Consider the following 26,102-nt stretch of genomic DNA (forward strand, 5'->3'; position numbering starts at 1 on the left):
CTCACATCGCCGTCCGGGCCGACCACAACTCGGGGAAGACCACCCGGGCCATGCTGCGTTGCAGCCACGCCAACCCGGCCGAGCCGCCGCTGCCGACCTTGGCGCCCATGGTCCGCTGCACCGCCTTGATGTGGTGGTGCCGCCAGTCGCCGAACTGCTCGGCCACCTCGGTCAGCGCCTCGCCGAGCAGCCGCAGGTGGTTCTCCGGGCCGGGGTCGGCGTAGATCCGTACCCAGGCCGCCTCGACGGCGGGGTGCGCCTCGTGCTCGGTGGCCACGTCCCGCTCCAGCAGCTCGGCGGGGAGGCCGTGACCGTGCCGGTCGAGCAGGGCAAGTACCTCGTCCCAGACGCTCGGCGTGGCCAGGGCGCCGGTCAGCTCGGCGTACACCTCGGTCTGCCGGCGGAACGGCCGGATCAGCGCGGGGTCCCGCAGCCCGAGCAGGAACTCCAGGTGCCGGTACATCGCCGACTGGAAGCCGGAGCCCTCGCCGAGCAGGTTACGGAAGCGGTTGAAGTCGGCCGGGGTCATCCAGCGCAGGCCGCGCCAGGCGGCGTTGAGGCCCTCCAGGTGCAGCGCGGCGCGACGCAGCGGGGCCAGCGCCGCCCACACCTGGTCCTGGCGCAGCAGCCGGGCGGTCTCCCGCAACTCGTGGCAGGTCAACCCGAAGTACAGCTCCATGATCTGGCTGACCATCAGGAAGGACATCTCGCCCGGGTCGTCGCTCAGCGGCTCTTGCAGCCGGTGCAGCGTACTGGCCTGTACGTAGGCGTCGTAGGGGACCCGTTCGGTGAACTCCAGCGTCGGTTCGCCGCCGTTGCGGGCGGCCCGGGCCGCGCGCTGCCGGGGCGTGACCGGACGCACCACCGTCCGAGGGCGCAGCTCGGTCTGCTCCATACGTCCGCTCCTTCCTGACTCCCAGGCACTCATGATCTCCCGCCGCCAACGCCGGATGGAATGCCTGTTCAACGGCGCTTCGCGGGATCGACCTGCTGAACGAAAGGCACTCGACCTGGTTGGCTTGTCAGGCGTAAGGTCGAGCGGTGGACGAGATGGACTGGGCCCTGCTCCGCGAGCTGCAGGCCGACGCACGGCTGTCGTTCAGCGAGCTGTCCCGGCGGGTGCACCTCTCCCCGCCGGCCGTGGCCGAACGGGTACGCCGGCTGGAGGAGACCGGGGTGATCACCGGCTACCACGCCCACGTCGACCTGACCCGCGCCGGCCGCACGGTGGTCGCGCTGATCCGGATGTCCTGTTACGGCGCCCGGTGCATCCTGCACGACCCCGACGTCGCCGATTGGCCGGAAATCCTGGAGATCCACCGGATCACCGGTGACGCGTGCAGTGTGCTGAAGGTGGCGGCCGGTTCGATCGGCGAGTTCGAGGCGGTCATCGACCGGCTCGCCCCGTACGGTCAGCCCTCCAGCACCATGGTCCTCTCCACCCCCCTCGGCTGGCGCCCGCTGACCCCGAAGGAAGGGCCCCCTATTAACGCCTCGGGTAGAGGAAGGGCCCCTTCTTAACATCCGCCCCCGGTTAGCCGAGCGGGCAAGGGGAAAGCACCGCGGGTCGCCCCAGCAGGACCGGTACACCGGTGCCGGGAGGGAGGATCATGCGGGGTCTGCGACCGTACGGAGGCGTACTGCACGCCTCGTCCAGCATCGTCCGGCTGCTCGGCGCGTTCGCCCTGATCGGGGCGTTCGTCCTGGTCGGCGCGGCACCCGCCCGAGCGGGTGACAACACCTTCGTCGAGGTCACGCCTAGCAGCGTGCAGGCCGGTTCCCGGGTGCACATCCGGGCCAGCTGCGACAACGCCAACAACCGGCAGGCCGAGGTGACCTCGGACGCCTTCAACCGGGTCTTCCTCCGGCCGGACAACGGCTTCCTCACCGGCGATGTCACGGTGCCCGGCAACAAGGCGGCCGGGGACTATCCGGTGCATCTGCGCTGCAACAACGGCCAGACCGCCAGCACCACGCTGACCGTACTGAACATGGAACAGCCGACCAAGGGTCCGGCGACCGGTGGCGGCGGCACCGCTGACCGGAGCACCGGTTCGATGCTGCTGCTGGGCGGGGCCGCGGCGGTGGCAGCGGCGGTGGTCTTCGGCCTCTTCAGCAGCCGACGCCGGACCGGCTCCTGACCCCATCACGGCCATGATCGGCTCCCGCGTACCCGCGCCGGAACCGGGTCCGGGCTCGCCCCGGACCGCCGTGAGCCGGCGCCGCGCATTGCGGCGGAGGATGGCCGCGGCGGTGGCTCGGCTGCGTCGGGCCGCCGCGCAGGTGGGTACGGCCAGCGTCGCCACCACCGATCCCTCGGCCGCGCCGGTGGCGGCGAGACCGCGCCGGGTCGCGTCGGCAGGGTTCCGGCGCCGCGCCAACCCGGGACTGCCCGTGCTGGTGATCGGCGCGCTGATGCTGTTGATCGTCACGATGCTCGGCGTCGAGCGAGTGACCGGGATGACCGTCCTGCCGGACCGTTTCATCGCCGGGCTGGCACCCCCGCCGAAGGAGTTCCCGGTGCTGCCGGCGAGCCAGCCGCTCGGCATCGAGATCAGCTCGATCGAGTTGGACGCGCCCGTGCACAGCGTGGGCATCGCCCCGGACGGCAGCGTCGCCGCACCGACGACGGAGCGGGCCCAGGAGGCGGGCTGGTACGACCAGGGCCCGACGCCCGGCCAGTACGGCCCGGCCGTCATCGTCGGACACGTCGACACCCACACCGGCCCGGCGGTCTTCGCCCAGCTGCGGAAACTGCGCGCCGGCGACCGGGTGGAGGTCGCCCGCGCGGACGGCTCGGTGGCGATCTTCGAGGTCGACCGGGTCGGCCGGTACGACAAGGAGAAGCTGCCCGCGGGCGAGGTCTTCGGCGACTTCAGCCGGCCCCAGTTGCGGCTGATCACCTGCGGCGGCCGTTGGGTGGGCGGCGAGACCGGCTACGCGGACAACGTAATCGTCTTCGCCTCGCTGGTGGAGGCGCGGTGAGTGCCCGCCGGGCCGAGGGCCGCTCCGGGGCCCGGGTGCGGTCAGGCGGCCTCGGATTCGCGGAGGTCCAACCAGTCGGCCCAGCGTGGGTCGGGCGCTCGGTGGCCGAGCACCCGCCAGGCGATCCCCTTCGGTGCGGCGGGCGGCGCGCTGAGCCGCCAACCCAACTCGGCCGGGGTCTTGTCGCCCTTGGTGTGGTTGCACCTGGCGCAGGCGGCGACCACGTTCTCCCACGCGTGCCGCCCGCCGCGGCTGCGCGGGAAGACGTGGTCGATCGTCTCGGCCGGCCCCCGGCAGTAGGCACACCGCCAGCCGTCCCGGGCGAAGATCGCTCGGCGGGACAGGCCCACGTGGGTGCGGTACGGAACCCGGACAAACCGGGTGAGGCGGACGACCGAGGGCACCGGTAAAGCGCTACGGGCGCTGTGCAGGATGCCTTCGCCGTCGGCGACACAGACCGCCTTGGCGGAGAGCACGAGAATCGCGGCTCGACGTACCGATACGACACACAGCGGCTCGTAGGTGGCGTTGAGGACCAGCGCGCCGGAGCCCACTGCGGGTCGTATGTCAGGCATCGCGTCACCCTCCCGGTCAGGCGGCTGCCAACACGCCACCGCCGACCGGTGCCGGACACAGCCCTACACCACCTAGACGCCGGCCGAATCACCGACGTCCGCTGCGCCAATCGTCCCTGATCGGACCCGCGAATGCACGCACTAATCCCGGGTACCTGGCGGAGCTTTCGCCCGCCAGCGGCTCCGGCGCGGTCCGCGCCACCCGCCGGTGGGTCGATGGTGGGTCCGGCCGGTACTTGCGGTACGAAATCAGGGTGACCCTCAGCATGCCCAGCCCCGCACCAGTCACGCCGAGCCCGGACCCGACCGAGACGTCCGACGCCCCCAGTCCGGAGTGCCTCACCGAGAGCCTGAGCCTGTGCCGCTGGGCGTGGGACCTGACCGGTTCGGTGTGGTTCGCCGAGGGCAGTTACTGGATCCTGATCAAACCGCTGCGGATCATCCTGATCCTGCTGCTGGCGGTGGCCGCCCGGTGGCTGGTGCACCGGACCATCCGGCGGCTCGTGCGGACCACAAGCGACGCCGGCGTACCCACCATGCTGCGTCCGCTACGCGAGCGCATCCCGTCCGCCACCGCCGAGCCCGGCGAGTTCGTCCCCGAGCGCCGCCGGCAGCGGGCCGAGGCGATCGGTTCGGTGCTACGCAGCCTGAGCACCGCCTTCATCTTCGGCATCGCCCTGCTGATGGTGCTCAAGGAGTTCAGCTTCGACCTGGCACCGCTGCTGGCCAGCGCGGGCATTGCCGGCGTGGCCCTCGGCTTCGGCGCGCAGAGCCTGGTGAAGGACCTGATCGCCGGGCTGTTCATGCTGATCGAGGACCAGTACGGGGTCGGCGACACGGTCGACCTGGGCGAGGCGACCGGGGTGGTCGAGGCGGTCGGCCTGCGGGTCACCACCGTCCGGGACGGGCGCGGCGTGCTCTGGTACATCCGCAACGGCGAGGTCGTGCGGGTGGGCAACAAGAGCCAGGGCTGGGCGCTGGCCGTGGTCGACCTGCCGATCGGCTTCGCCAGTACCGAGGAGGCCACCGCGGTGCTGCGGACGGCCGCCGCCTCGATCGCGGTGGATCCGGAGCTCGAACCCTCGGTCGTCGAGCCCCCGCAGGTACTCGGGGTCGAGCAGATCACGATGGAGGGCACCGTGATCCGCACGGTGGTCAAGACCACCGCCGACGGCCAGGCCGCCGTGGCCCGGGAACTGCGCCGCCGACTCGCCGAGGCACTGGAGAACTCCGGCATCACGGCGCGACTGGTGGCCGGGCGAGGCTTTCCCGGCGCACCTACTCCAGGCGGCACCGAAACCGGTCGGGGCACTTCCGGATGAGCCGACCGACGGGGGGTCGCGACTGAGCGGCCCCTCAGGTATCGTCCGTTCGGTTCAGTCGGGGATGTGACGATCTAACCGTTCGCCCTAGCCAGTTGTCAGACAATCGGGCAGAATCCGGTGCACGCGCTCCCCGAGCGTGGTCACGTCCTCGCTGATCCGCAGATCTGACGATGGTCCCGGGGCAGCCATCACGAGTGGCGCGCTGCCGGGGTGATGGAGGCGAAGGTGTCGGACGAGCAACCTCGTCGTGAAGGACCCGCCACCTTCCGGGAGGTTTTCGCCCATAGTGAGTACCGCGCCGTCCTCGGGGCCACCGCGCTGACCTGGCTCGGCGACTACGTCGCCAAGGCGGCGGTCACCCTCCTCGTCTACCGGGCGACCGAGTCCGTCGCCCTCTCCGCCACCGCGTTCGCGGTCAGCTTCCTGCCCTGGCTGGTCGGCGGCCCACTGCTCGCCGCCGTCGCCGAGCGGCACCGCTATCGGCAGGTCATGGTCATCTGTGACCTCCTCCGCATGGGCTTCATGCTGCTCATCGCCATCCCGGGGATGCCGGTGCCGGCAGTCCTGGCGCTGATCTTCCTCACCACCCTGGCCAATCCACCGAGCCAGTCCGCCCGCTCCGCCCTGGCGCCGCAGATCCTGCCGAAGCGGCAACTCGTCCTCGGGCTCTCGCTCTTCGTCAGCACCGGGCAGGCGGCCCAGGTGCTCGGTTACCTGCTCGGCGCTGCCGTGGCGACGGTCAGCCCCTCCGCCGCGCTGCTGTTGAACGCGGGTGCCCTCGCCATGTCGGCCCTGCTGGTCCGGTTCGGCGTCCGCGACCGGCCGCCGGCGATGTCCAGCACGCACCGCAGCCACCTGCTCCGGGAAACCGCCGCCGGGTTCGGCCTGATCTTCCGTACCCCGGTGTTGCGGGCGATCGCCGTGCTCGTCTTCAGCGCCGTGCTCTTCTCCATCGTGCCCGAGGGGCTGGCGGCGGCCTGGGCCAACGAGCACGTCGACGACGAGTTGCAGGCCGGGACGGCCCAGGCTCTGATCATGGCCGCCAATCCGGTGGGCTTCGTGCTCGGCGGCCTGCTGGTCGGGCGGACCCTCACTCTGGCCCGCCAGCAGAGCCTGCTGCGACCCTTGGCCGTACTCGCACCGCTGGCTCTGGTGCCGGCGCTGCTCGACCCGCCGCCGATGGTGGTGGCGCTGCTCGCCGCCGCCTGCGGGTTCGCGGTCGCCGGCATCCTCCCGGTGGCCAACGGCCTCTTCGTCCAGGCCCTCCCCGACGGCTTCCGGGCCCGCGCGTTCGGCGTGATGGGCACGGGCATACAGGTGATCCAGGGTGTCTCGGTGCTGGTCACCGGCCTGCTCGCCGAGCGGTTCCCGATCCCGGTGGTGGTGGGGGTGTGGAGCGCTGCCGGCGTGGTGCTGATGGCGATCGTCGCCCGGCGCTTCCCGGACCCGGAGACCGTCGCGGCCGCCATCGACTCGGCCGGGCGGGACTCCCCCGGCGGCGCCGAGGCGCAGCCGCCGTCCGACGATCCGGGCCCGGGGCACCTGGGTCCCGGCCGGCCCCGGCATGCGGTGACCTGACCCAAACCGCCAGCCAGCCGCCCAGGTGATCTGAACCACCGGCCGCGCCCGCCCCGGGCCGGGCGGCCGGCAGGGGAAGCCTGGCAGGATGGAACGGTGAATTCCGCAGCTGAGTCCGAACCCCGCGGCGAGGCGGTCACGCTCTTCGACGCCGTCGGCGGCGAGCCCACGTTCCGCAAGCTGGTCGACGAGTTCTACGCCGGCATCGCCACCGACCCGCTGCTGCGCCCGATGTACCCGGAGGAGGATCTCGGCCCGGCCAACGAGCGGATGCGGCTCTTCCTCATGCAGTACTGGGGCGGTCCGAGCACCTACTCCGCCCAGCGGGGTCATCCTCGGCTGCGGATGCGGCACGCGCCGTTCCGGATCGGCGCCGCCGAGCGCGACGCCTGGCTACGCCACATGCGTCGGGCCGTCGACAGCCTCGACCTGCCGCCGGCGACCGCCACCGAACTCTGGAACTACCTGGAGCGGGCGGCGTACTTCATGGTGAACGCGATGGAGGACCCGGCCGCACCCGCGTGACCGGCCACCCCGGAGTGTGACCCGGCCGCACCCGCGTGACCGGCCACCCCGGCGTGATGCGGCCGCGCCCCGGGGTGTGACCCCGGCCGACGCGCGGGGGCCTGGCCGCCCGGGTGGTCGGCGTCAGAGCAGGGCACCCTCGTCGTGCAGCCAGTCGACGAAGCTCGTCGCCACCGCGGCCCCGCAGTCGAGCAGCTCGACCAGGAGCGCGTCGTGGGTGCCGGCGGCGAGCGGCACCTGCAACTCGGCGTAGATCGGCAACTGGCCCCGCTCGGTGGCGTCACCCACGTACGCCTTGCAGAAGCGTCGGGTGTGATTCCACTCGTTCACCACCCGGTATGCCCGGTCCGCCCAGTCCGGCGGCACGGTCGCGTGTGGCCGCGCCCGGAGCACGAGGATCTCGTCCTCCGGCCCTTCCAGGGTGACCAGCACGGCGTGCCGCTCCCACATGGCCAGCAGATTGCCGTCGCCGTCGGCGAGATAGCGCACGTCGAGCAGATCGAGCGCGTCGCAGATCCGGCGCAGGGTGACCGGTTCGACGGTGGCCGGCATGTCGGCCATCAAAGAATGATCACCGCCCGGACAGTCGTCCCCCGGCTTACGGGGCGCCGGCGGTCCAACCCGGACGGCACCCTCCACCGTGATCCTGCTTCGAGTTTCCGAGTCGCCGCCACTGGCGGGACCAGGGCGCCATGACCACCACGGCATCGCTCGCGCACCTCACTCCCCAGCGGATCCAGTCGCCTACGGTGGGTTGGGATCCGAGGATGGACGGTACCCGGACAGCCGGTACGAAGCATCCCCCCAACGCCAGCCCCAACCCGGATTTACGATAGGTGGTCAGCCGAACGGATGAGTCGCGGCGGGCCTTACGGCAAGATCCGTGGCCTTCTGCGACCAGACGGCTCCGTACGGTCCCACCAAGCCGACCCATCGGCCAGCCGCCCGAACCTGTACCCCGTCTGGTGCGGACGAATCCTCGGGACCGAGAAAACCCATTCTGATCAATCCCTGCACCATCCGCTGGGTCACCCGTACCGGGCGGTCCGGCTCGTCGTCCGGAGTCACCACCACGGCGACGTGGTCCAGCAGCGCGTCCCGCAGCGCCCGCTGGCCGACCGCGCGGCCGGCGACCCCGTGCGCGCCCGCCGTCCGCAGGGTCTCCGCCGCCGCCTCGGCGAGCCGGCGCAGCTCACCGCCGGGCAGGGTCTCGACCCGCTGGCTGGCCGGCGGCGGGAGCGGCCACCGCCACCGGGCGTCGTGGCGGTCCGGCAGCACGGTGCCACCGGCCGCCAACTCGGCGAGCAACTGTCCGGCCACGACGGTGACGTCTCCGGTGCCCACGCCGGCCACCGTGCGGACCGCCAGCACCCCCCACGGCAGCCGGGCCCAGAGGGCGGTACGCGCGGGCGTACCGGCCGGACGCAGCCGGACCAGGGCGTCACGCTCCAGCCGGACCAGCCGGGCCAGGAAGGCCTCGGCGTCGGCGACGCCCTCGATCCCGTGCCGCACGCCGGCACCGGTGCCGGTCACGTGGCGTACCCGAGCAGGAAGGTGCGCTCCGGCTCGCTGAGTCGTCGGGGCAGCTGCCGGGTCAGGTCGAACGGGACCAGCACCGAACGCGCCCGGCTGACCAGCAGCTCACCGTCGTACATCTCGTAGCCGATGGTGAATGAACCGGCCCGGACCTGCTCCACCCAGAGCTCGATCCGTACCGTCGGGGCCGCCTCGGCGGTGGCCCGGCTCAGGGTGTAGTCGACCGGACGCAGGTAGTCGACCTCGTGCCGGCGGATCACCACACCGTCGGCGAACGAGTCGACGCCCTGCGCCCGCGCGCCGACGAACATCAACGCCACCCGGGCCTCCTCGTAGAGCGTGAGGAAGCGGGCGTTGTTGACGTGCCCGTAGGCGTCCAGATCGGACCACCGCAGGGTGCACTCGTAGACGAACCGGTCAGCCACGGCTACCGGCCCGGTCAGTCGCGGGTCAGCTTGCGGTAGGTCACCCGGTGCGGCCGGGCCGCCTCGGCGCCGAGCCGGTCGATCTTGTTCTTCTCGTACGCCTCGAAGTTGCCCTCGAACCAGAACCACTTCGCCGGGTTCTCGTCGTCGCCCTCCCAGGCCAGGATGTGCGTGGCGACCCGGTCCAGGAACATCCGGTCGTGGGAGATCACCACGGCGCAGCCGGGGAACTCCAGCAGCGCGTTCTCCAGGCTGGAGAGCGTCTCCACGTCCAGGTCGTTGGTCGGCTCGTCGAGCAGGATCACGTTCCCGCCGATCTTGAGCGTGAGCGCCAGGTTGAGCCGGTTGCGCTCGCCACCGGAGAGCACCTTGGTCGGCTTCTGCTGATCCGGCCCCTTGAACCCGAAGGCGGCGATGTACGCCCGGGACGGCATCTCGACCTTGCCCACCATCAGGTGGTCCAGCCCGTCCGAGACGACCTCCCAGACGGTCTTGTCACCGGCCAGACCCTGCCGGTTCTGGTCCACGTACGACAGCGAGACCGTGTCGCCGACCTTGACCGAGCCGGCGGTCGGCTGCTCCAGCCCGACGATCGTCTTGAACAGCGTGGTCTTGCCGACGCCGTTCGGGCCGATGATGCCGACGATGCCGTTGCGGGGCAGCGAGAACGACAGGTTGTCGATAAGCACCCGGTCGCCGAAGCCCTTGGTCAGGTTCTGCGCCTCGATGACGGTGTTGCCCAGGCGCGGGCCCGGCGGGATCTGGATCTCCTCGAAGTCCAGCTTGCGGGTCTTCTCCGCCTCGGCGGCCATCTCGTCGTACCGGTCGAGACGGGCCTTGGACTTGGTCTGCCGGGCCTTGGCGTTGGAGCGGACCCACTCCAGCTCGTCGGAGAGGCGCTTCTTCATCTTGGCGTCGCGGCGGCCCTCGACGGAGAGCCGGGCGGCCTTCTTCTCCAGGTAGGTGGAGTAGTTGCCCTCGTAGCCGACGGCCCGGCCCCGGTCCAGTTCCAGGATCCAGCCGGCCACGTTGTCGAGGAAGTAGCGGTCGTGGGTGATGGCCAGCACGGTGCCGGCGTACTTGGCGAGGTGCTGCTCCAGCCACTGCACGCTCTCCGCGTCCAGGTGGTTCGTGGGCTCGTCGAGCAGCAGCAGGTCGGGCGCCTCCAGCAGGAGCTTGCAGAGCGCCACCCGGCGCCGCTCACCGCCGGAGAGCTTGGTGACGTCGGCGTCCGGCGGCGGGCAGCGCAGCGCGTCCATGGCCAGCTCGAGCTTGGAGTCGATGTCCCAGGCGTCGGCGTGGTCCAGCTCCTCCTGGAGCTTGCCCATCTCCTCCATCAACTCGTCGGAGTAGTCGGTGGCCATCTGCTCGGCGATGGAGTTGAACCGCTCCAGCTTGGCCTTGGTGTCCGCCACCGCCTCCTCGATGTTGCCGAGGACGGTCTTGGCGTCGTTGAGCGGCGGCTCCTGGGCCAGCAGGCCGACCGTGTAGCCGGGCATCAGCCGGGCCTCGCCGTTGCTCGGCCGGTCCAGGCCTGCCATGATCTTGAGCAGGCTGGACTTACCAGCACCGTTCGGGCCGACCACACCGATCTTGGCCCCCGGCAGGAAGCTAAGCGTCACGTTGTCGAGCACGACCTTGTCGCCGTGCGCCTTGCGCGCCTTTTCCAGGACGTAGATGTACTGGGCCACGGTGCGGGCTACCCTCCGTCGGTTGCGTTCGCCGAATTGCGTGGTGCGGGGCGCGGGCCGGGCCGCCATCCGCGGCCGCCGGCCGGGGCCGGCCGCGCGCACGCCATCCTCAATCCTGACAGGTACGCGGGCCCGCGCCCACATCGCCCCGCCCGGACGACCGCGACGGCGGGTCGGCTGCGCGCTCGGCCGGACGACCTGTCAGCATGATCACGCCTGCGGTTGGGCCAGTCTGGGACGGGTACGGGACTCCGGCACGGGGGAACAGACACCGCGGCTACGCTCAGTACGCTCATCGCGGTGGACCCGTCAGCACCCGGAGGTGGCCGATCGTGACCGTCCGTAGCTCCTTTGTCGTAGTGGCGAATCGCCTACCGGTCGACGAGGTGAGCACACCAGAGGGACGGCAGTGGCGACGCAGCCCGGGCGGGCTGGTCACTGCGCTGCATCCCGTCCTCGCCGAGCATCACGGCACCTGGGTCGGCTGGGCCGGTGGCACCGGCCCCGCGCCCGAGCCGTTCGATCTGGAGGGCATCCGGCTGCATCCGGTGCCGCTGAGCGCCGAGGAGCTGGAGCGCTACTACGAGGGTCAGTCCAACGCGACGATCTGGCCGCTCTACCACGACGCCGTCGAGACGCCCGCCTTCAAGCGCCGCTGGCGTGAGGCGTACCGGCTGGTCAACGCCCGGTTCGCGGAGGCCGCGGCGGACGTGGCGGCCGAGGGTGCCACGGTGTGGGTGCAGGACTACCAGCTCCAGCTGGTGCCGGCGATGCTCCGGGAACTCCGGCCCGACCTGCGGATCGGCTTCTTCCTACACATCCCGTTCCCGCCGATCGAGCTGTTCATGCAGATGCCGTTCCGGACCGAGATCCTGCGCGGGCTGCTCGGGGCCGACCTGGTCGGTTTCCAGCAGCGGCTCGCCGCCCAGAACTTCGTCCGGCTGGCCCGGCACCTGCTCGGCCTGCGGTACGAGGGGCAGATGATCCAGGTGGACGGCCGCCGGGTGAAGGCCGGCGCCTTCCCCATCTCGATCGACACGAAGGAGATGGAGCGGCTGGCCGCGGACCCGGCGATCCAGGCGCGGGCCAAGGAGATCCGCGAGGAACTGGGCAACCCTCGGACGATCATCCTGGGCGTGGACCGGCTCGACTACACCAAGGGCATCGAGCTGCGACTCAAGGCCTTCCGCGAACTGCTGGCTGACGGAAAGTTGACAGTGCCGGACGCCGTCATGGTGCAGGTCGCCACACCCAGCCGGGAGCGGGTGGAGCACTACCAGGCTCTTCGCGTCAAGGTAGAGCGCGAGGTCGGTCGGATTAATGGCGAATTCGGTCGAGTGGGAGTCCCGGCGGTGCACTATCTCCATCAGTCGTACAGTCGGACCGAACTGGCTGCGATGTACGCCGCCGCCGACGTCATGATGGTGACTCCACTGCGGGACGGTATGAACCTGGTGGCCAAGGAGTATGTCGCGTCGAGGGCGGACCACGGGGGCGCACTCGTACTCAGTGAGTTCGCCGGCGCGGCCACCGAGCTGCGTCAGGCGTTCCTGTGCAACCCGCACGACCCGGACGCGGTCAAGGACGCTCTGCTCCGGGCCGTGCATGTGGAGAAGCCGGAGGCTCGTCGCCGTATGCGGACCATGCAACGCCATCTGCGCACCCACGATGTGGGGCACTGGGCGAAGTCCTTCCTCACCGAACTCGGTGTCCCCGACATGGAGGCGGCGTGAACGCCGCCGCAACCGAGATCGTCATGCCCCCTGCGGGCACCATGGCACCGGAACTCCGGGCCGCCATCGGGCGGATCGCCCGGGTACCTCAGCTCCTGGTCGCCTGCGACTACGACGGCACCCTCGCGCCGATCGTGTCCGACCCCAGCAAGGCCGTACCGTTGCCGGAGTCGGTCGCGGCGGTGCGCGCCCTGGCCGCGCTGCCGCAGACCACGGTGGCCGTGGTCTCCGGGCGCGCGCTACGTGACCTGGCCGCCCTCTCCAGGTTGCCCAGCGAGGTCCACCTGGTCGGCAGCCACGGCTCCGAGTTCGACATCGGCTTCGTCGAACGGCTCTCCCCCGAACTGATCGCGGTACGCACCCGGCTGCGGGAGGCGCTGCGCGAGATCGCCACGGCCCACCCGGGCGTACGGCTCGAACGCAAGCCGGCAAGCGTCGCCGTGCACACCCGCGGGGTTGACCCCGCGGTGGCCGCCGCAGCCATCGAGGCGGTCCGCAGCGGCCCCGCCACCTGGCCCGACGTCACGGTCACCCAGGGCAAGGAGGTCATCGAACTCTCCGTGGTGGCCACCCACAAGGGCACCGCGGTCGACCAGCTGCGTACCCAGCTCTCGGCCAGCGCGGTGCTCTTCATCGGCGACGACGTCACCGACGAGAACGCCTTCGGCAACCTGAGCGGCCCCGACGTCGGCATCAAGATCGGGCCGGGCGAGACCAAGGCCGACTACCGGGTGGCCGAGCCGATCGAGGCCGCCCGGGCGCTCGGCCTGCTGCTGGAGACCCGCCGGCACTGGCTCTTCGGTGAGCGGGCGGTGCCTATCGAACGGCACTCGATGCTCGCCAACGGGCGTACGGTCGCGCTGCTCACGCCCGACGCGAAGGTGACCTGGCTCTGCCACCCCAAGCCCGACTCGGCGGCGATCTTCGCCGACCTGGTCGGCGGCAGCCCCGCCGGCCACTTCAGCGTCGCCCCGGAGCGTGGCGGCATCCCGCTCGGTCAGCGCTACCGGTCGGGCACGATGACCGTGGAGACGCGCTGGTCGGGGCTTACCGTCACGGACTGGCTCGACAAGCCCGACCCCAAGGCCACGCCGGACGGTCCGGCGATCATCGCCGGCGACTCCACCCTGATCCGGGTCCTCACCGGCACCGGCCGGGTGCGGCTTGAGTTCGCGCCACGGCCGGAGTTCGCCCAGGTCGCGGTGCAGCTCCAACCGCTCGGCGACGGCCTGCTGGTGCTCGGCTCCAACGAGCCGGCCGCGCTCTACTCCCCCGGCGTGCAGTGGGAGGTGGGCAACGACGGCGGGTACGCCAGCGCCAAGGCGGTGGTGGACCTCGCCGCACTCGGCGGGCAGGTGGTGCTGGAGCTGCGCTTCGGTACGCACAGCCTGGAACACCACCGGCTGCCGATCCACGAGCGGCAGGCTGCGGCGGAGCGGCCCTGGAAGGACTGGGTCGCCACGCTGCGGCTGCCCACCACCGCCCGGGACCTGGTAGCCCGCAGCGCGCTGACGCTGCGCGGCCTCTGCCACGAGGCGACCGGTTCCATCCTCGCGGCGGCAACCACCTCGCTCCCCGAGGAGCTGGGCGGCGTCCGTAACTGGGACTACCGCTACTGCTGGCTGCGCGACGCCGCGATGACCGCCCGCGCCCTGGTCGACCTGGGTTCGATCACCGAGGCCGAGGCGTTCCTGCGCTGGGTGGACGGCTGTGTGGAACGCACCGGCGGGCACCCCGAGCGGCTGCACCCGCTCTACACGGTGGACGGCTACGAACTGGGTGCCGAGGCCGTGATCGACACCCTGCCCGGCTACGCCGGATCGCGGCCGGTACGCGTCGGCAACCTCGCCAACCACCAGCTCCAGCTGGACGTCTTCGGCCCGATCGCCGACCTGATCGCCGCCACCGCCGACGTACGCGGCTCGGTCCGGGCCGAGGAGTGGCGGGTGCTGGAGAACATGGTCGAGGCGGTCCGCCGCCGCTGGCACGAGCCGGACCATGGCATCTGGGAGGCCCGGCTGCCACCCCGGCACCACATCTTCTCGAAGGTGATGTGCTGGATGACAGTCGACCGGGCGCTGCACGTGGCGCGCCAGCACGGCGGCGGAGACCGGACGGAGTGGGTGGAGCTGCGCGACCGGATCGGCGCCAACGTGCTCGAGTACGGCTGGCACGAGCACGCCGAGGCGTACAGCGTCGCGTACGGCGATGAGGACATGGACGCCTCGTCGTTGTGGATCGGCCTGTCCGGTCTGCTGCCCGGCGACGACCCGCGCTTCCTCTCCACCGTGTTGAAGATCGAGGCGGACCTGCGCAGCGGCCCGGTGGTCTACCGCTACCACTGGGACGACGGCCTGCCCGGCCGCGAGGGTGGCTTCCACATCTGCACCGCGTGGCTGATCGAGGCGTACCTGCGTACCGGCCGGCGTACCGACGCCGAGGAGCTGTTCACCCAGATGATCGACACGGCGGGCCCGACCGGCCTGTTGCCCGAGCAGTACGACCCGCTCGCCGAGCGCGGCCTGGGTAACCACCCGCAGGCGTACAGCCATCTCGGGGTCATCCGCTGCGCGCTACTGCTGGACAACATGCTCAAGCAGTAGTTCGCCGGACAAACCGCCCAAGCGGCCGGAGCGTTCCGCCTCCGGCCGCTTCGCCATTGCGGCCGCCTGTCGTGGATGCGGCCGGATGTCCGGTTTCCGAAGGGCGTCGCCGGCCGGCAGCCGGAATCGGCGGCGGGGTCGTGGCGTTGTAACCGGGTGACCGACCGCAGCAGGATCCCGGGATGTGCGGGGTTGCGGGCCCGGAATGATGGCGGGCCTGCGGTCGTTACACCTGGACCCGGCGGCGTGATGCGGCAGTTACCCCACGCGCCGGAGACTCCCCCCTCTTCTTTGAGCGCCGGACGGTGCTTGCGTACGCCTGCCGACCCCCATCGGTGGTGTACGCCGACCCCCGAATGGAGCTTCGCCATGAACACGATCTTCCGTAAGAGCATGCTGGGTATCGCTGGTCTGGCCTTCGCCGGTGGCATGGTCGCCGGCCCGGTCGCCGCGCACGTCGACGGTGGCGCGCTGGCCGCTGGTAAGCCGGTGGCGGCGGTGCAGGCCGACAAGCCGGACACCGCCAAGTTGATCCCGCACGGTGTGCAGGGTGAGCAGTCCCGCATCGAGTTGGACGGCGAGCAGACCGCAAATGTGAAGGCGATCATCGCCGCGACGAAGAAGGCCGGCATGGACGAGCGTGCCGCCGTGGTGTCGATCGCAACCGCGTTGCAGGAGTCGAAGCTGGAGAACCTGGGCCACCTCGGCGACCGCAACGACCACGACTCGCAGGGTCTGTTCCAGCAGCGTCCGTCCAGTGGTTGGGGCACGGTGGAGCAGATCACCGACCCGGAGTACTCGACCACGGCGTTCCTGAAGGGGCTGAAGCAGGTCAAGGGTTGGCAGGACATGCCGCTGACCGAGGCCGCCCAGACCGTGCAGGTGTCGGCGTACCCGGATCACTACGCCCAGTGGGAGCAGCAGGCCGCTGACCTGGTCACCCAGCACTGGAACAGCTGACCACCACCCAACGAACACACGCTGGCCGGCACCCGACAAGGGTGCCGGCCAGCGGCGTCCCCGGAGTCCAGCGGCGTCTCCGGAGTCGCGTCTCCGGAGTGAGGTGCCGTGGCCGACGGGTCAGAGTGCGTTGAGGGTGGTGACCACGTCGCCGACCACGACCACGGCCGGTGGGCGCAGGCCCGCGGCGGCCGCGTCGGTGGCCACCGCACCGAGCGTCGAGCGGACGATCCGCTGCGCACCGGTGGTGGCCTCCTGGACGACGGCCGCCGGGGTGTCCGCCGGCCGCCCGTGTTCGAGCAGGGTGGCGGTGATCGCCGGCAGGTTCTTCAGCCCCATCAGGATCACCAACGTGCCGCGCAGCTGAGCCAGGGCGTCCCAGCGCACCAGCGAGGCCGGCGAATCGGGCGCGACGTGCCCGGACACCACCGTGAACTCGTGCGCCACCGCCCGGTGGGTGACCGGGATGCCGGCCGCCGCCGGAGCGGCGATCGAACTGGTCACACCCGGCACCACGGTCACCGGTATGCCGGCCTCCGCGCAGGCCAGCAGCTCCTCACCACCCCGACCGAAGACGTACGGGTCACCGCCCTTGAGGCGTACCACGAAGGCGCCGGCCTGCGCGCGGTCGACCAGGATCCGGTTGATCTCCTCCTGGGTCCGGGACGGGCCGTACGGGATCTTGGAGGCGTCCACCAGCTCCACGCCGGAGCGCAACTCGTCGAGCAGCAGGCCCGGCACGAGCCGGTCGGCGACGACGACGTCCGCCTCGGTGAGTAGCCGCCAGCCCCGGACGGTGATCAGCTCCGGATCGCCGGGACCGGAGCCGACCAGGGCGACCCGGCCGCCTCCCCCAGCCGCACCGGTCGCGGTATCGGCCGCGGTGCCGGTCACAACGTCGGCCACGGCATTGGCCGCCGCACCGGTTGCGGTGCCGGCTGCGGTGCCGGTTGCGGTGCCGGCTGCGGTGCCGGCTGCGGCGTTAAGAGGGGGCCCTTCCTCTACAGAATCCGTTAATAAGGGGCCCTTCCTTGCACCGAGGAGGGTGCGGATGGCGTCGCGGACGGCCATCGCTCGGCGGGGGTCGCCGCCGCCGAGGACCGCCACGGTGACCGGGCCGTGCCGGGTCACCGCCGGAGTCCAGGCGGTCGCCTCCGCCCGGTCGTCGGCGCGTACGCAGAAGATGCGCCGCTGTTCGGCGGCGGTGCTTATCGAACCGGCGGCGGTCGGGTCGTCGATTGCGACGTGTACCAGCCAGGCGCCGTCCAGGTCGTCGGGGACGAACGGGCGGGGTAGCCAGCGCAGCCGTCCGGCGTCGGCGTGTGCGCGCAGCGCCGGGCTGATCTCCGGCGCCACCAGCAGCACGTCCGCTCCCGCGTCGAGCAGGGCCGGTACCCGTCGGGTGGCGACGGCGCCGCCGCCGACCACGACCACCCGCCGGCCGGCCAGCCGGAGCCCGAGGGGGTAGGGGTTGGCGGTCACTTCTCGGCCACCCCTGCGGAGTCGAAGGTCGCCACCTCGTGCAGCACCCGGACCGCACCGCCGACCACGGGCAGCGCGAGCAGCGCGCCGGTGCCCTCGCCGAGCCGCAGTCCGAGGTCGACGAGCGGGGTGAGGCCGAGCCGCCGCAGCGCGACGGTGGCGCCGGGTTCGGCGGAGCGGTGACCGGCGATCATCGCACCGACCGCGTCGGGCGCGAAGGCCACCGCAGCGAGCGCGGCGGCGACCGCGATCACCCCGTCCAGCAGCACCGGTACCCGACGCGCGGCGGCGCCGAGGAGCAGCCCGGTGAGCGCGGCGTGCTCCAGGCCGCCGACCGCGGCCAGTACGCCAAGCGGGTCCGCCGGGTCGGGATCGTGCCGGCGCAGCGCATTCCGCACCACCTCGATCTTGTGCTGGTACGTCGCGTCGTCGACCCCGGTGCCCCGGCCGGTCGCCTCGGCGGCGTCGACCCCGGTGAAGGCGGCGATCAGCGCGGCGGCGGGGGTGGTGTTGGCGATGCCCATGTCGCCGGTGAGCAGGATCCGGGCCCCGGCGTCGACCAGTTCCCCGGCGACCCGGATGCCGACCTCGATCGCCGCGCGCGTCTCGTCGCGGGTCAGCGCGGCGGTGACGGCCAGGTCCCGGGTCCCCCGGCGGACGTTGGCGCTCACCAGCCCGGGCACCCCCGGCACGGCCGGACCGCCGGTACCGGTCGTGGGGCTGGCGGCGGCCGGACCGCCGGAGCCTGTCGCGGGGCTGGCGGCGGTTGTGGCGCCGGATTCGGGGACAGGCAGCGGGGTGGCCACGCCCACGTCGACCACGGTCACCGTGGCACCGGCCTGCCGGGCGAACGCGTTGACCACCGCACCACCGGCCAGGAAGTTGGCGACCATCTGCGCGGTGACCTCCTGCGGCCAGCCGGTGACCCGCTGGGCGTGCACTCCGTGGTCGCCCGCGAAGATGGCCACCGCCGCCGGGCTGGGCAGCGGCGGCGGGCAGGCACCGGCCAGGCCGGCGAGGCGTACCGAGAGATCCTCCAGGACACCGAGCGAGCCGGCCGGTTTGGTCAGGCGGGACTGCAACTGCCGGGCGGCGGTCATCGCCGGCTCGTCGAGCGGACCGATCGCCGCGATCGTGCTTTCCAGCATCATGCCTCCAAAACTTCCGCCAGCACCGTGCTGAACGCGTCGGTGGTGGCCCGGTCGCGCACCGCGATCCGCAGCCAGTCCGGGCCGAGCCCCGGGAAGGTGTCGCCCCGGCGTACCGCCCAGCCCCGGCGGCGCAGCTCGGCTCGGATTCGATCGGCACCGGGCCGGTGGATCAGCACGAACGCGCTGGCCGGGCGGCCCGCAACGCGTACCCCGGGCAGGGCGGCGAGCCGGCTGAGCAGGTGGTCGCGGTCGGCCGCGAGCTGTGCGGCGATGGCGCGCTCGGCCCGGACCGCCTCGGGGCCGGCGCAGGCGGTCGCAGCGGCCAGGGCCGGCGTGGAGACCGCCCAGAGCGGCTGTACGGCGGCCAGCCGGCGCAGCAGGTCGGCCTCGCCCAGCAGGTAGCCGATCCGCAGCCCGGCAAGTCCCCAGGTCTTGGTGAGGCTGCGGACGACCAGCAGCCCGGGCAGGTTCCGGCGGGCCGCAAGCGACTCGGGTTCGCCCGGTACGCCGGGCGCGGCGGTGGTGTCGGCGAAGGCCTCGTCGACCACAAGCACCCGACCCGGTCGGGCGAGGGACGCCAGGTCGGCGGCGCGGTGCAGCACCGAGGTGGGGTTGGTCGGGTTGCCGATCATGACCAGGTCGGCGTCGGCGGGAATCCGCTCCGGGTGCAGCCGGAAGCCGTCCGCCGGGTCGAGCAGTACCCGCTGCACGTTGTGTCCGGCCGCCCGCAGCGCGGCCTCCGGCTCGGTGAACTGCGGGTGCACCACCACCGGCCGGCGGATGCCGCGCAGCGCCTGGGCGAGCAGCACGAAGCCCTCGGCGGCGCCGGCGGTCAGCAGCACCTCGGCCGGCTCCCGGCCGTGCCGGGCGGCGACGGCCGCCCGCGCCGGACCCGGGTCCGGGTACGCCGCCAGGTCGGCCAGGGACGCCGTGATCGGCTCGGCCAGCCAACTCGGCAGCGGTGCCTGCCGCACGTTGACGGCGAGGTCGACCAGCCCCTCGCCCACCTCCGCGTCCCCGTGGTGGCCGAGGTCGACCGGTCCGGCCCCCCGTCCGGTGTCGCGGCCGGGGTCCGGCCCGGCCGGCGACGCGGCGAAGGCTCCGGTCAACTGAGCGTGCATGTCCGCGATCCTGCCGGGAAGGCGGCGTCGGGGACAGCCGCCCGGAGCGTGGCCCGCATCACCGCCCATCACTTCATGAGTATTTCTCATAGAAGAATCGGAAATGTCATAACTTAGCGGTGTGAGCAATCGACCCCTTGCTGCCGCTGGTCGTCTCGTCCCTCTCCTCCGTGCCGGGCTCATCGCCGGCATCGTGGTCGCCGCCGTCGCGTACCCCGTGGTGGCCCTCACCGGGCTCGGCGCCAAAGCCACCGCGCACGCCGTGGAGAGCAAGACCAGGCTGCTGGCCAACGCCATGCCCGCCGAGACCTCCTACCTGTACGCACCGGACGGCAAGACCGTGCTGACCATGTTCTACGAGGAATACCGGCAGTACACGAAGCTGGCGGACATCTCGCCGAACATGCAGCAGGCCATCGTCGCCGCCGAGGACAACCGCTTCTACCAGCACCACGGCGTCGACCCGAAGGGCGTGGCCCGCGCCTTCGTCGCCAACGCCCGCTCCAGCGGCGTCTCCCAGGGCGCCTCCACGCTGACCATGCAGTACGTCCGGATGGCGCTGCGGGACAGCGCCACCAGCCCACGGGAGGTGCAGGAGGCCACCGCGCAGACCCCGGTCCGCAAGGTCAAGGAGATGCGGATGGCGGTCGACCTGGAGAAGGAGTTGAGCAAGGAGGACATCCTGGAGCGCTACCTCAACTCGGCGTACTTCGGGCACCGCGCGTACGGCATCTACGCCGCCAGCGAGATCTTCTTCTCCAAGACCCCGAAGGAACTCACCCCGGTCGAGGCAGCCACCCTCGCCGGGCTGGTCAAGTCGCCGTCGCAGTACGACCCGGCCAGCTCGGACCAGAAGGAGGCCACCGCACGGCGCAACTATGTGCTGGACAACATGACCAGACTCGGCTACCTGTCGCCGGACTCAGCGGCGGCGGCGAAGACCGAGCCGATCCGGCTGAAGCTGAGCTACCCGCCCAACGACTGCGCCGCCGTGCCGGAGAAGTGGAACAGCTGGGGCTTCCTCTGCGACTACCTGAAGAACTGGTGGAGTGCGCAGCCCGCGTTCGGGGACAACCAGCTGGATCGGATGGACAAGCTACGCCGGGGCGGCTACCGCATCGTGCTCAGCATGGACCCGAAGATCCAGGCGGTGGCGGAGAAGAACGTCGGCACCGAGGGCAACACCGGCAGCCCCTTCGCCAACGGCATCGTGGTCGCCGAGCCGGGCACTGGTCGGGTCAAGGCGATGGCGGTGAACCGCACCTACTCGCTGAACCTGGACGAGAACCCGCTCAGCTCCAACCCGGAGGCCGGGCCGAAGGTGAAGGCCAACTACCCGAACACGGTGGCCCCCCTGATGGGCGGTGGTGACCTGCCCGGTTACCAGGCCGGTTCGACGTTCAAGATGTTCCCCATGCTGGCCGCGCTGGACGCCGGGATGACCCTGAGCACCACCTTCAACGCGCCGCACACCTACCGGTCGGAGATCTACGACGGCTGGCAGCCCTCCAACGCCAGTGGCGCGATGAGCGGACCGCAGACCATGTGGTCGGGGTTCGGCAAGTCGGTGAACACCTACTTCGTCTGGCTGGAGGAGCAGGTCGGGGCGGAGCGGGCCGTGCGGCTCGCCGAGCAGTTGGGACTGCGCTGGCGTACCGATGTGGACCGGGAACACGCCGCTCCGTCAAAGGCCAACAAGTGGGGCGCGTTCACCCTGGGCGTCTCCGACGCCACCCCGCTGGAGATGGCGAACGCGTACGCCGCCGTCGCCGCCGACGGGCGGTACTGCGAGGCGATGCCGGTCTCCGCGATCTACGACCGGGACGGCAAGCCGGCCACCTTCAAGACCGCCGGCGGCATCGAGCGGGAGGTCGCCAAGCCACGCTGCCGCCAGGTGGTCAGCGCCGACGCGGCCCGCGCCGCGACCGACGCCGCCCGCTGCCCCACCGGCGACAGCCCGGCCAAGGGTGGCTGCGGTGGCTGGTCGACGGCGGACAGCGTGCGGAGCACGGTGGGCCGCCCGGTGGCCGGCAAGACGGGTACCACGGACAGCACCCGGTCGGCCTGGTTCGTCGGCTACACCCCGGAACTGGCGGCGGCGAGCTTCATCTCCGACCCGGACAACCCGTTCAACGCGGTGGGTGACGGCCAGTCACAGGTGCCGATCGCGGCGGTCGCGAACACGCTCCGCGACGCGCTCAAGGGGAAACCGGTTCGGGACTTTGCCCCGCCGTCGGACCGGATCGTGGGCTGACCGGACCAGCCTGCGGGCCGACCTGACCAGCCTGCGGGCCGACCTGACCGACCTGCGGGCTGGCGGATGGCCCCGCCTGCGGACCGGCGGAGGGGCCGGCCTGCGGGTTGGCGGAGGAGCCGGGCTGCGGACCGGCGGAGGGGCTGGCCGGCTCGGTCGCGGCGGCGGCCACCAGCCGCGCCGCGAACTGCGGGTTCGCGGCCCAGTGCGGGACGAGTTGGGAGGCGTGCACGCCGCGCCAGACGAACCCCTCCGGCGCACCGCCCGGCCAGCTCCACGCCGACCGCTGCCCACCCCGAGGGGTGAGCACCGCACGGTGCTCCTTGTGGCCGGTGACCACCTCACCGCGGCTGACGATCACGCTGTCGCTCTGGGCCGTCGCCTCCCGGTAGCCGACGACCATCCCGTCGCGCAGGCTGCCGATCGCGTCGAGCACGCCGCACATGGGCAGCCCGTCCACCTCCCGGGCCAGCCAGAGCAGGCCGGCACCCTCGGCGACCACCGGCCGGCCGGTCCGCGCCAACTCGGCCACGGCGATGCAGAGCCGGCGGTTGGCGGAGAGCTGCTCGGCGTACGACTCGGGCAGCGCGCCGCCGATCACCAGCGCCCGGGTGCCGGCCGGCAGCGTCTCGTCGACGAACGGGTCGAGGGTGACCACCTCCGCACCGGCGGCCCGCAGCAACTCGGTCGCCTCGGCATAGCCGAAACTGCCGCCCGGTCCCCCGGCCACCGCCACGATCGGCCGCTCGGCACCGGACGGCAGGCCGCCCGGCATCCCGTCGGCGCCCACCGGCGGCTGCGGCGACCACGGCTGGGCGGTCAGCGGCGGAGCGGAGCGGGCCATCCCGAGCAGCCGCTCCAGGTCCACGGTCGCGGCCACCGCCTCGCCCAGGCGGCGTACCGCCCTGCTGGACTCGCCGCCCCCGGCGACCACGGGCATCACCCCGTGCCGGCGGGCCGGCAGCACCGAGGGCAGGTCCTGGCGGCGCAGCGCGCCGTAGACCGGGACGCCGATGTCGTCGAGCGCCTCGCGCAGCAGCGCCTCGTGCCGGGCCGAGGCGACCCGGTTGAGGATCACGCCGCCGATCCACAGCTGCTCGTCGTACGCCCGGAAGCCGTGCACCAGGGCGGCCACCGACTGGCCCATCGCGGCGACATCGATCACCAGCACGACCGGGCTGCGCAGCGCGGTGGCCACCGCGGCGGTCGACTCGGTCTCGCAGCGGCCGGTCAGGCTGTCGTAGAGCCCCATGCTGCCCTGCACCACCGCCAGGCCGGCGCCCGCCGCCCCGTGGGCCAGCAGCGGGGCGAGCCGGTCGGTGCCGACCAGCCGGGGATCCAGGTTGCGCCCGGGCCGACCGGCGGCGAGCCCCAGATAGGCCGCGTCGACCTGGTCCGGACCGACCTTGAACCCGGCCACCTCCAGACCCCGGTCGGCGAGCGCGGCGAGCAGGCCGATCGCCAAGGCGTTCTTGCCGTGTCCGGAGGAGGGAGCGCTGAGCACCAGACGCGGCACGACGGTCATCATCGACTCCTCGCGAGCGGAGGGCGTGCCGACCGTCGGCGCGCTCCGCCCGCGTGACGATAGCCGACCCCCGCGAGACGCACACGCCGCCCGGTGCCCCTCCCATTCCGACCCGGCCCGGCCCACGGGACACGTCCCCGGCGGCCCGGCGCAGTGGCGACGGTCATAGCGGTAGCCTTCCAGGGGTGTACCGGTTCCTGCTGACGCCGCGCTGGCTGGGCATCCTCGCGTTGACGCTGGTCGCCGCCACGGTGATGGTGCTGCTCGGCAACTGGCAGCTGGACCGCTACCACGGCCGTACGGCGGTCAACGAACGGATCGACGCCGGCCTGCGGATGGCGCCGGTGCCGCTGCGCGAGGCGGTACCCGCGCCGACCGGCGGCCCCGGCACCGCCGGCCCGCCACCGGCCGAGGAGCGGACCTTCACCCGGGTCACCGTGACCGGCCGGTACGACACCGACAACGTCGTCCTGGTCCGGGGCCGCACGGTCGAGAGCAAGGTCGGCTTCGAGGTGGTCACCCCGCTGATCCTGGCCGACGGCACCGCCCTGCTGGTGGACCGGGGCTGGATCCCACCCGCTCCCGGCGGCGCGACGGCGCAGCCGGAGGTGCCGGCGGCACCGGCGGGCGAGGTGACCGTCGAGGGACGGGTGCACGCGAGCGAGAGCGGCGCCGGCACGGTGAGCCGGCGCGACGGCCGGTTGGAGACCCGCCGCATCGCCGTCCCCCAGCTCGCCCGGGAGCTGCCGTACCCGGTGCACGGGGCGTACCTGCTGCTCGACGAGCAGACCCCGGCCGCCGACCCGGTGTTCAAGGCGGTACCGGTCGGGCACGCCAACAACTGGCAGAACCTCGGCTACGTCGTCCAGTGGTCGATCTTCGCCGCGATGACCCTGTTCGGCTACGGCTGGGTCGCCCGCCGCGAGGCCCGCCGCCTGGCCGGGGTGACCGACGACCGCCCCCGCGACCGGGCCGCCGAGACCTCCGCCGGCTGATCCGTCAGGCACCGCTGCGGGCGGTGTGGATGGCGCGGACCGCGTCGATGGTGTCGGCCTCGGCGGCGGTCTTGTCGTCGCGGTAACGGACCACCCGGGCGAAGCGCAGGGCCAGCCCTCCGGGATAGCGCGAGCTGCGCTGCACGCCGTCGAAGGCGATCTCCACCACCTGCTCGGGACGGACCCGGACCACCCAGTCGCCGCGTTCGGTGGCCAGGTCGAGGAAGCGTTCGGTCTGCCAGCGCAGCAACTCGTCGGTGAGCCCCTTGAAGGTCTTGCCGAGCATCACGAACCCGCCGGTCGCCGGGTCACGGGCGCCCAGGTGCAGGTTTGACAGCCAGCCGGTACGCCGCCCGCTGCCCCACTCGACGGCGAGCACGACCAGGTCCAGGGTGTGCCGGGGCTTCACCTTGACCCAGGCCGCACCGCGCCGACCGGCGTCGTAGGGTGCGTCTGGCGCCTTCACCACCACGCCCTCCTGGCCGGCGTCGAGCGCGGCGGCGAACGCCTCCCCGGCCTGCTCCGGCCCGTCCACCTCCACCCGCCCCACAAGCAGCGACGCGTCCACGGTGCCACCCAGGGCGGCCCACCGGTCCCGGCCGGGCAGGTCGATCAGATCCGTGCCGTCGAGGTGCAGCAGATCGAAGAAGTACGGCGTGAGCACCGTCTCACCGGTACGCGCCGCGGCGGCGCGTACCGCCGGAGCGACCGGCTCGGTGCTGTCCGCTCGGGTGCCGGTCGCCCCGGAACGGCGGGCCGCGGCGCTGGAGGTCTGTTGGAACGGCAGCGGCCGACCTGTCTCGTCCAACCCGATCGCCTCCCCGTCGAGGACCAGTTCCCGGGCGGGCAGGGCGCGCACCGCCGCGACCACCTCCGGTACCCGGGTGGTGATCTCGTCCAGGCTGCGGGTGAAGACGGCGATGTCCCGGCCGCTGCGGTGCACCTGGATGCGGATGCCGTCGAGCTTGACGTCGACCACGGCCGGTGTGCCGGTGGCCGTGAGCGCCTCGTCGACCGACGACGCGCTCTGCGCCAACATCGGCGCAAGCGGCCGACCGACCCGCAGCCCGAAGCCGGCCAGCGCGGCGGCTCCGCCGGTCAGCGCGGCCACCGCCACCTCCCGCAGGTCGCCCGCGAGCAGCAGGGCCCTTCGTACTGTGCTGACCGGAACCCCGGCCGCCCGCGCGATCGCGTCGGCGAGCAGCCCTGCCTGGGCACCGTGCCGCAGTTCGCCGAGGAAGAGCCCGGTCAGCAGGCGCTGTTCGTCGACGGTCGCGGCGGCGTAGAGGGCCTCCACCAGGGCCCGGCGGCGGGCCTGCGACCCGGTGCCGCGCACCGCCGCGATCCGGTCGATGGCGGCGTCGACCGCAGCCACGGTCAGGGTCGGCTCCGCCGCCGGTGGTGGCAGGTCACGCAGGCTGGCCCAACCCACCCCGGTCTGCCGCTGCCGCAGCTCACCGGCGAGCCAACCGGACCCCGCCGCGATCTCGGCAGGTTCGAGCCGGCGGAGCGCGTCGGCGAGCAGCTCGACCTTGGCCCGCCGGCCGCTGGCGGCACCGACCGCCGTGGAGGTGGCGGCCAGCTCGAAGAATCGCATCGCCCCAGCGTAAGGAAGGGCCCCCGGTTAACGCCTGGGGT

General features: G+C 72.3%; 22 protein-coding genes. 11 read left to right on the forward strand and 11 right to left on the reverse strand.

Translation table 11 applies throughout. The features are described 5' to 3' along the window. Position 1: 1 nt before the first annotated feature. A complete protein-coding gene (locus tag AC507J_RS19965; RefSeq protein ID WP_496290682.1) occupies positions 2 to 895 on the reverse strand; it encodes a tryptophan 2,3-dioxygenase in 894 nt (297 codons plus the stop codon). Between the two features lie 146 nt (positions 896 to 1,041). On the opposite strand from AC507J_RS19965, the gene AC507J_RS19970 reads away from it, so the two are divergent. The 3 genes from AC507J_RS19970 to AC507J_RS19980 all read left to right on the forward strand — a co-directional run bounded on the left by AC507J_RS19970 (position 1,042) and on the right by AC507J_RS19980 (position 2,985). Continuing rightward, the gene (locus tag AC507J_RS19970) at positions 1,042 to 1,521 is read left to right on the forward strand and encodes an Lrp/AsnC family transcriptional regulator (RefSeq protein WP_496290683.1); all 480 of its coding nucleotides are present in this window, start codon (positions 1,042 to 1,044) and stop codon (positions 1,519 to 1,521) included. A gap of 89 nt (positions 1,522 to 1,610) precedes the next feature. After that, positions 1,611 to 2,141 carry a GVDTG sorting domain-containing protein gene (locus tag AC507J_RS19975; RefSeq protein WP_496290684.1) on the forward strand — a complete coding sequence of 177 codons (531 nt, stop codon included), beginning with the start codon at positions 1,611 to 1,613 and terminating at the stop codon, positions 2,139 to 2,141. Between the two features lie 13 nt (positions 2,142 to 2,154). Further along, positions 2,155 to 2,985, forward strand: a complete 831-nt coding sequence (locus AC507J_RS19980; protein WP_496290685.1) for a class F sortase — start codon at positions 2,155 to 2,157, stop codon at positions 2,983 to 2,985. Positions 2,986 to 3,026: 41 nt separating this feature from the next. Here the strand turns inward: AC507J_RS19980 and AC507J_RS19985 are convergent, their stop codons facing one another. Continuing rightward, entirely contained in the window at positions 3,027 to 3,560 is a 534-nt protein-coding gene (locus AC507J_RS19985; protein WP_496290686.1) for an HNH endonuclease, read from the reverse strand. A gap of 266 nt (positions 3,561 to 3,826) precedes the next feature. On the opposite strand from AC507J_RS19985, the gene AC507J_RS19990 reads away from it, so the two are divergent. The 3 genes from AC507J_RS19990 (at position 3,827) to AC507J_RS20000 (ending at position 6,988) form a co-directional block, all read left to right on the forward strand. After that, positions 3,827 to 4,882: a mechanosensitive ion channel family protein gene (locus tag AC507J_RS19990; RefSeq protein WP_496290751.1), complete on the forward strand. Its 1,056-nt coding sequence runs from the start codon at positions 3,827 to 3,829 to the stop codon at positions 4,880 to 4,882. A 216-nt stretch (positions 4,883 to 5,098) separates the two neighbouring features. Then, positions 5,099 to 6,463 (forward strand): MFS transporter, encoded by a 1,365-nt coding sequence (locus AC507J_RS19995; protein ID WP_496290752.1) that lies wholly within the window; start codon positions 5,099 to 5,101, stop codon positions 6,461 to 6,463. A 96-nt stretch (positions 6,464 to 6,559) separates the two neighbouring features. After that, the gene (locus AC507J_RS20000; protein WP_496290687.1) at positions 6,560 to 6,988 is read left to right on the forward strand and encodes a globin; all 429 of its coding nucleotides are present in this window, start codon (positions 6,560 to 6,562) and stop codon (positions 6,986 to 6,988) included. A 123-nt stretch (positions 6,989 to 7,111) separates the two neighbouring features. On the opposite strand, the gene AC507J_RS20005 is transcribed toward AC507J_RS20000, so the two are convergent. The 4 genes from AC507J_RS20005 to ettA all read right to left on the reverse strand — a co-directional run bounded on the left by AC507J_RS20005 (position 7,112) and on the right by ettA (position 10,640). Then, complete coding sequence (locus AC507J_RS20005) at positions 7,112 to 7,696, reverse strand: type III secretion system chaperone family protein (RefSeq protein ID WP_496290688.1); 585 nt, start codon at positions 7,694 to 7,696, stop codon at positions 7,112 to 7,114. A 132-nt stretch (positions 7,697 to 7,828) separates the two neighbouring features. Continuing rightward, on the reverse strand, positions 7,829 to 8,521 hold the full coding sequence (locus AC507J_RS20010; RefSeq protein ID WP_496290689.1) for a DUF8185 domain-containing protein: 693 nt from the start codon (positions 8,519 to 8,521) through the stop codon (positions 7,829 to 7,831). Continuing rightward, positions 8,518 to 8,949 carry an acyl-CoA thioesterase gene (locus tag AC507J_RS20015; RefSeq protein ID WP_496290690.1) on the reverse strand — a complete coding sequence of 144 codons (432 nt, stop codon included), beginning with the start codon at positions 8,947 to 8,949 and terminating at the stop codon, positions 8,518 to 8,520. Before AC507J_RS20015 ends, AC507J_RS20010 begins: the two co-directional genes overlap by 4 nt. 14 nt (positions 8,950 to 8,963) lie before the next feature. Next, entirely contained in the window at positions 8,964 to 10,640 is a 1,677-nt protein-coding gene (ettA, locus tag AC507J_RS20020) for an energy-dependent translational throttle protein EttA (protein WP_496290691.1), read from the reverse strand. Between the two features lie 332 nt (positions 10,641 to 10,972). On the opposite strand from ettA, the gene AC507J_RS20025 reads away from it, so the two are divergent. From AC507J_RS20025 to AC507J_RS20035, 3 genes are all read left to right on the forward strand, one after another. Continuing rightward, a complete protein-coding gene (locus AC507J_RS20025) occupies positions 10,973 to 12,373 on the forward strand; it encodes an alpha,alpha-trehalose-phosphate synthase (UDP-forming) (RefSeq protein ID WP_341717264.1) in 1,401 nt (466 codons plus the stop codon). 23 nt (positions 12,374 to 12,396) lie between these two features. Further along, a complete protein-coding gene (otsB, locus tag AC507J_RS20030; RefSeq protein WP_496290753.1) occupies positions 12,397 to 14,976 on the forward strand; it encodes a trehalose-phosphatase in 2,580 nt (859 codons plus the stop codon). A 369-nt stretch (positions 14,977 to 15,345) separates the two neighbouring features. After that, positions 15,346 to 15,936 (forward strand): hypothetical protein, encoded by a 591-nt coding sequence (locus AC507J_RS20035; RefSeq protein WP_496290692.1) that lies wholly within the window; start codon positions 15,346 to 15,348, stop codon positions 15,934 to 15,936. A 120-nt stretch (positions 15,937 to 16,056) separates the two neighbouring features. On the opposite strand, the gene cobA is transcribed toward AC507J_RS20035, so the two are convergent. The 3 genes from cobA to cobC are packed head-to-tail and all read right to left on the reverse strand — an operon-like array spanning position 16,057 to position 19,690. Next, on the reverse strand, positions 16,057 to 17,418 hold the full coding sequence (gene cobA / locus AC507J_RS20040) for a uroporphyrinogen-III C-methyltransferase (protein ID WP_496290693.1): 1,362 nt from the start codon (positions 17,416 to 17,418) through the stop codon (positions 16,057 to 16,059). Further along, positions 17,415 to 18,566 (reverse strand): nicotinate-nucleotide--dimethylbenzimidazole phosphoribosyltransferase, encoded by a 1,152-nt coding sequence (locus AC507J_RS20045; RefSeq protein WP_496290694.1) that lies wholly within the window; start codon positions 18,564 to 18,566, stop codon positions 17,415 to 17,417. The genes cobA and AC507J_RS20045 overlap by 4 nt, the downstream gene beginning before the upstream one ends. Further along, a complete protein-coding gene (cobC, locus tag AC507J_RS20050) occupies positions 18,566 to 19,690 on the reverse strand; it encodes an Rv2231c family histidinol phosphate aminotransferase CobC (RefSeq protein WP_496290695.1) in 1,125 nt (374 codons plus the stop codon). Before cobC ends, AC507J_RS20045 begins: the two co-directional genes overlap by 1 nt. 121 nt (positions 19,691 to 19,811) lie before the next feature. Between cobC and AC507J_RS20055 the strand changes: the two genes are divergently transcribed. Further along, positions 19,812 to 21,944, forward strand: coding sequence for a transglycosylase domain-containing protein (locus tag AC507J_RS20055; protein ID WP_496290696.1), 2,133 nt, complete (start codon positions 19,812 to 19,814; stop codon positions 21,942 to 21,944). Here the strand turns inward: AC507J_RS20055 and AC507J_RS20060 are convergent. After that, positions 21,889 to 23,469, reverse strand: coding sequence for a cobyrinic acid a,c-diamide synthase CobB (locus AC507J_RS20060; RefSeq protein ID WP_496290697.1), 1,581 nt, complete (start codon positions 23,467 to 23,469; stop codon positions 21,889 to 21,891). The genes AC507J_RS20055 and AC507J_RS20060 overlap by 56 nt on opposite strands. Before the next feature lie 185 nt (positions 23,470 to 23,654). On the opposite strand from AC507J_RS20060, the gene AC507J_RS20065 reads away from it, so the two are divergent. Further along, positions 23,655 to 24,464 carry an SURF1 family cytochrome oxidase biogenesis protein gene (locus AC507J_RS20065; RefSeq protein WP_496290698.1) on the forward strand — a complete coding sequence of 270 codons (810 nt, stop codon included), beginning with the start codon at positions 23,655 to 23,657 and terminating at the stop codon, positions 24,462 to 24,464. 4 nt (positions 24,465 to 24,468) lie between these two features. On the opposite strand, the gene AC507J_RS20070 is transcribed toward AC507J_RS20065, so the two are convergent. Continuing rightward, the gene (locus AC507J_RS20070; protein ID WP_496290699.1) at positions 24,469 to 26,061 is read right to left on the reverse strand and encodes an ATP-dependent DNA ligase; all 1,593 of its coding nucleotides are present in this window, start codon (positions 26,059 to 26,061) and stop codon (positions 24,469 to 24,471) included. Between the last annotated feature and the right edge of the window lie 41 nt (positions 26,062 to 26,102).

This window comes from Micromonospora sp. PRAS1 (genome assembly GCF_059553435.1).

Coding starts and splice junctions, on each gene's coding strand:
- AC507J_RS19965 (WP_496290682.1), bottom strand. CDS start 895: ATGGAGCAGACCGAGCTGCGCCCTCGGACGGTGGTGCGTCCGGTCACG.
- AC507J_RS19975 (WP_496290684.1), top strand. CDS start 1,611: ATGCGGGGTCTGCGACCGTACGGAGGCGTACTGCACGCCTCGTCCAGC.
- AC507J_RS19980 (WP_496290685.1), top strand. CDS start 2,155: ATGATCGGCTCCCGCGTACCCGCGCCGGAACCGGGTCCGGGCTCGCCC.
- AC507J_RS19985 (WP_496290686.1), bottom strand. CDS start 3,560: ATGCCTGACATACGACCCGCAGTGGGCTCCGGCGCGCTGGTCCTCAAC.
- AC507J_RS19990 (WP_496290751.1), top strand. CDS start 3,827: ATGCCCAGCCCCGCACCAGTCACGCCGAGCCCGGACCCGACCGAGACG.
- AC507J_RS19995 (WP_496290752.1), top strand. CDS start 5,099: ATGGAGGCGAAGGTGTCGGACGAGCAACCTCGTCGTGAAGGACCCGCC.
- AC507J_RS20005 (WP_496290688.1), bottom strand. CDS start 7,696: ATGCCGTGGTGGTCATGGCGCCCTGGTCCCGCCAGTGGCGGCGACTCG.
- otsB (WP_496290753.1), top strand. CDS start 12,397: ATGCCCCCTGCGGGCACCATGGCACCGGAACTCCGGGCCGCCATCGGG.
- AC507J_RS20035 (WP_496290692.1), top strand. CDS start 15,346: ATGAACACGATCTTCCGTAAGAGCATGCTGGGTATCGCTGGTCTGGCC.
- AC507J_RS20045 (WP_496290694.1), bottom strand. CDS start 18,566: ATGCTGGAAAGCACGATCGCGGCGATCGGTCCGCTCGACGAGCCGGCG.
- cobC (WP_496290695.1), bottom strand. CDS start 19,690: ATGCACGCTCAGTTGACCGGAGCCTTCGCCGCGTCGCCGGCCGGGCCG.
- AC507J_RS20060 (WP_496290697.1), bottom strand. CDS start 23,469: ATGACCGTCGTGCCGCGTCTGGTGCTCAGCGCTCCCTCCTCCGGACAC.
- AC507J_RS20070 (WP_496290699.1), bottom strand. CDS start 26,061: ATGCGATTCTTCGAGCTGGCCGCCACCTCCACGGCGGTCGGTGCCGCC.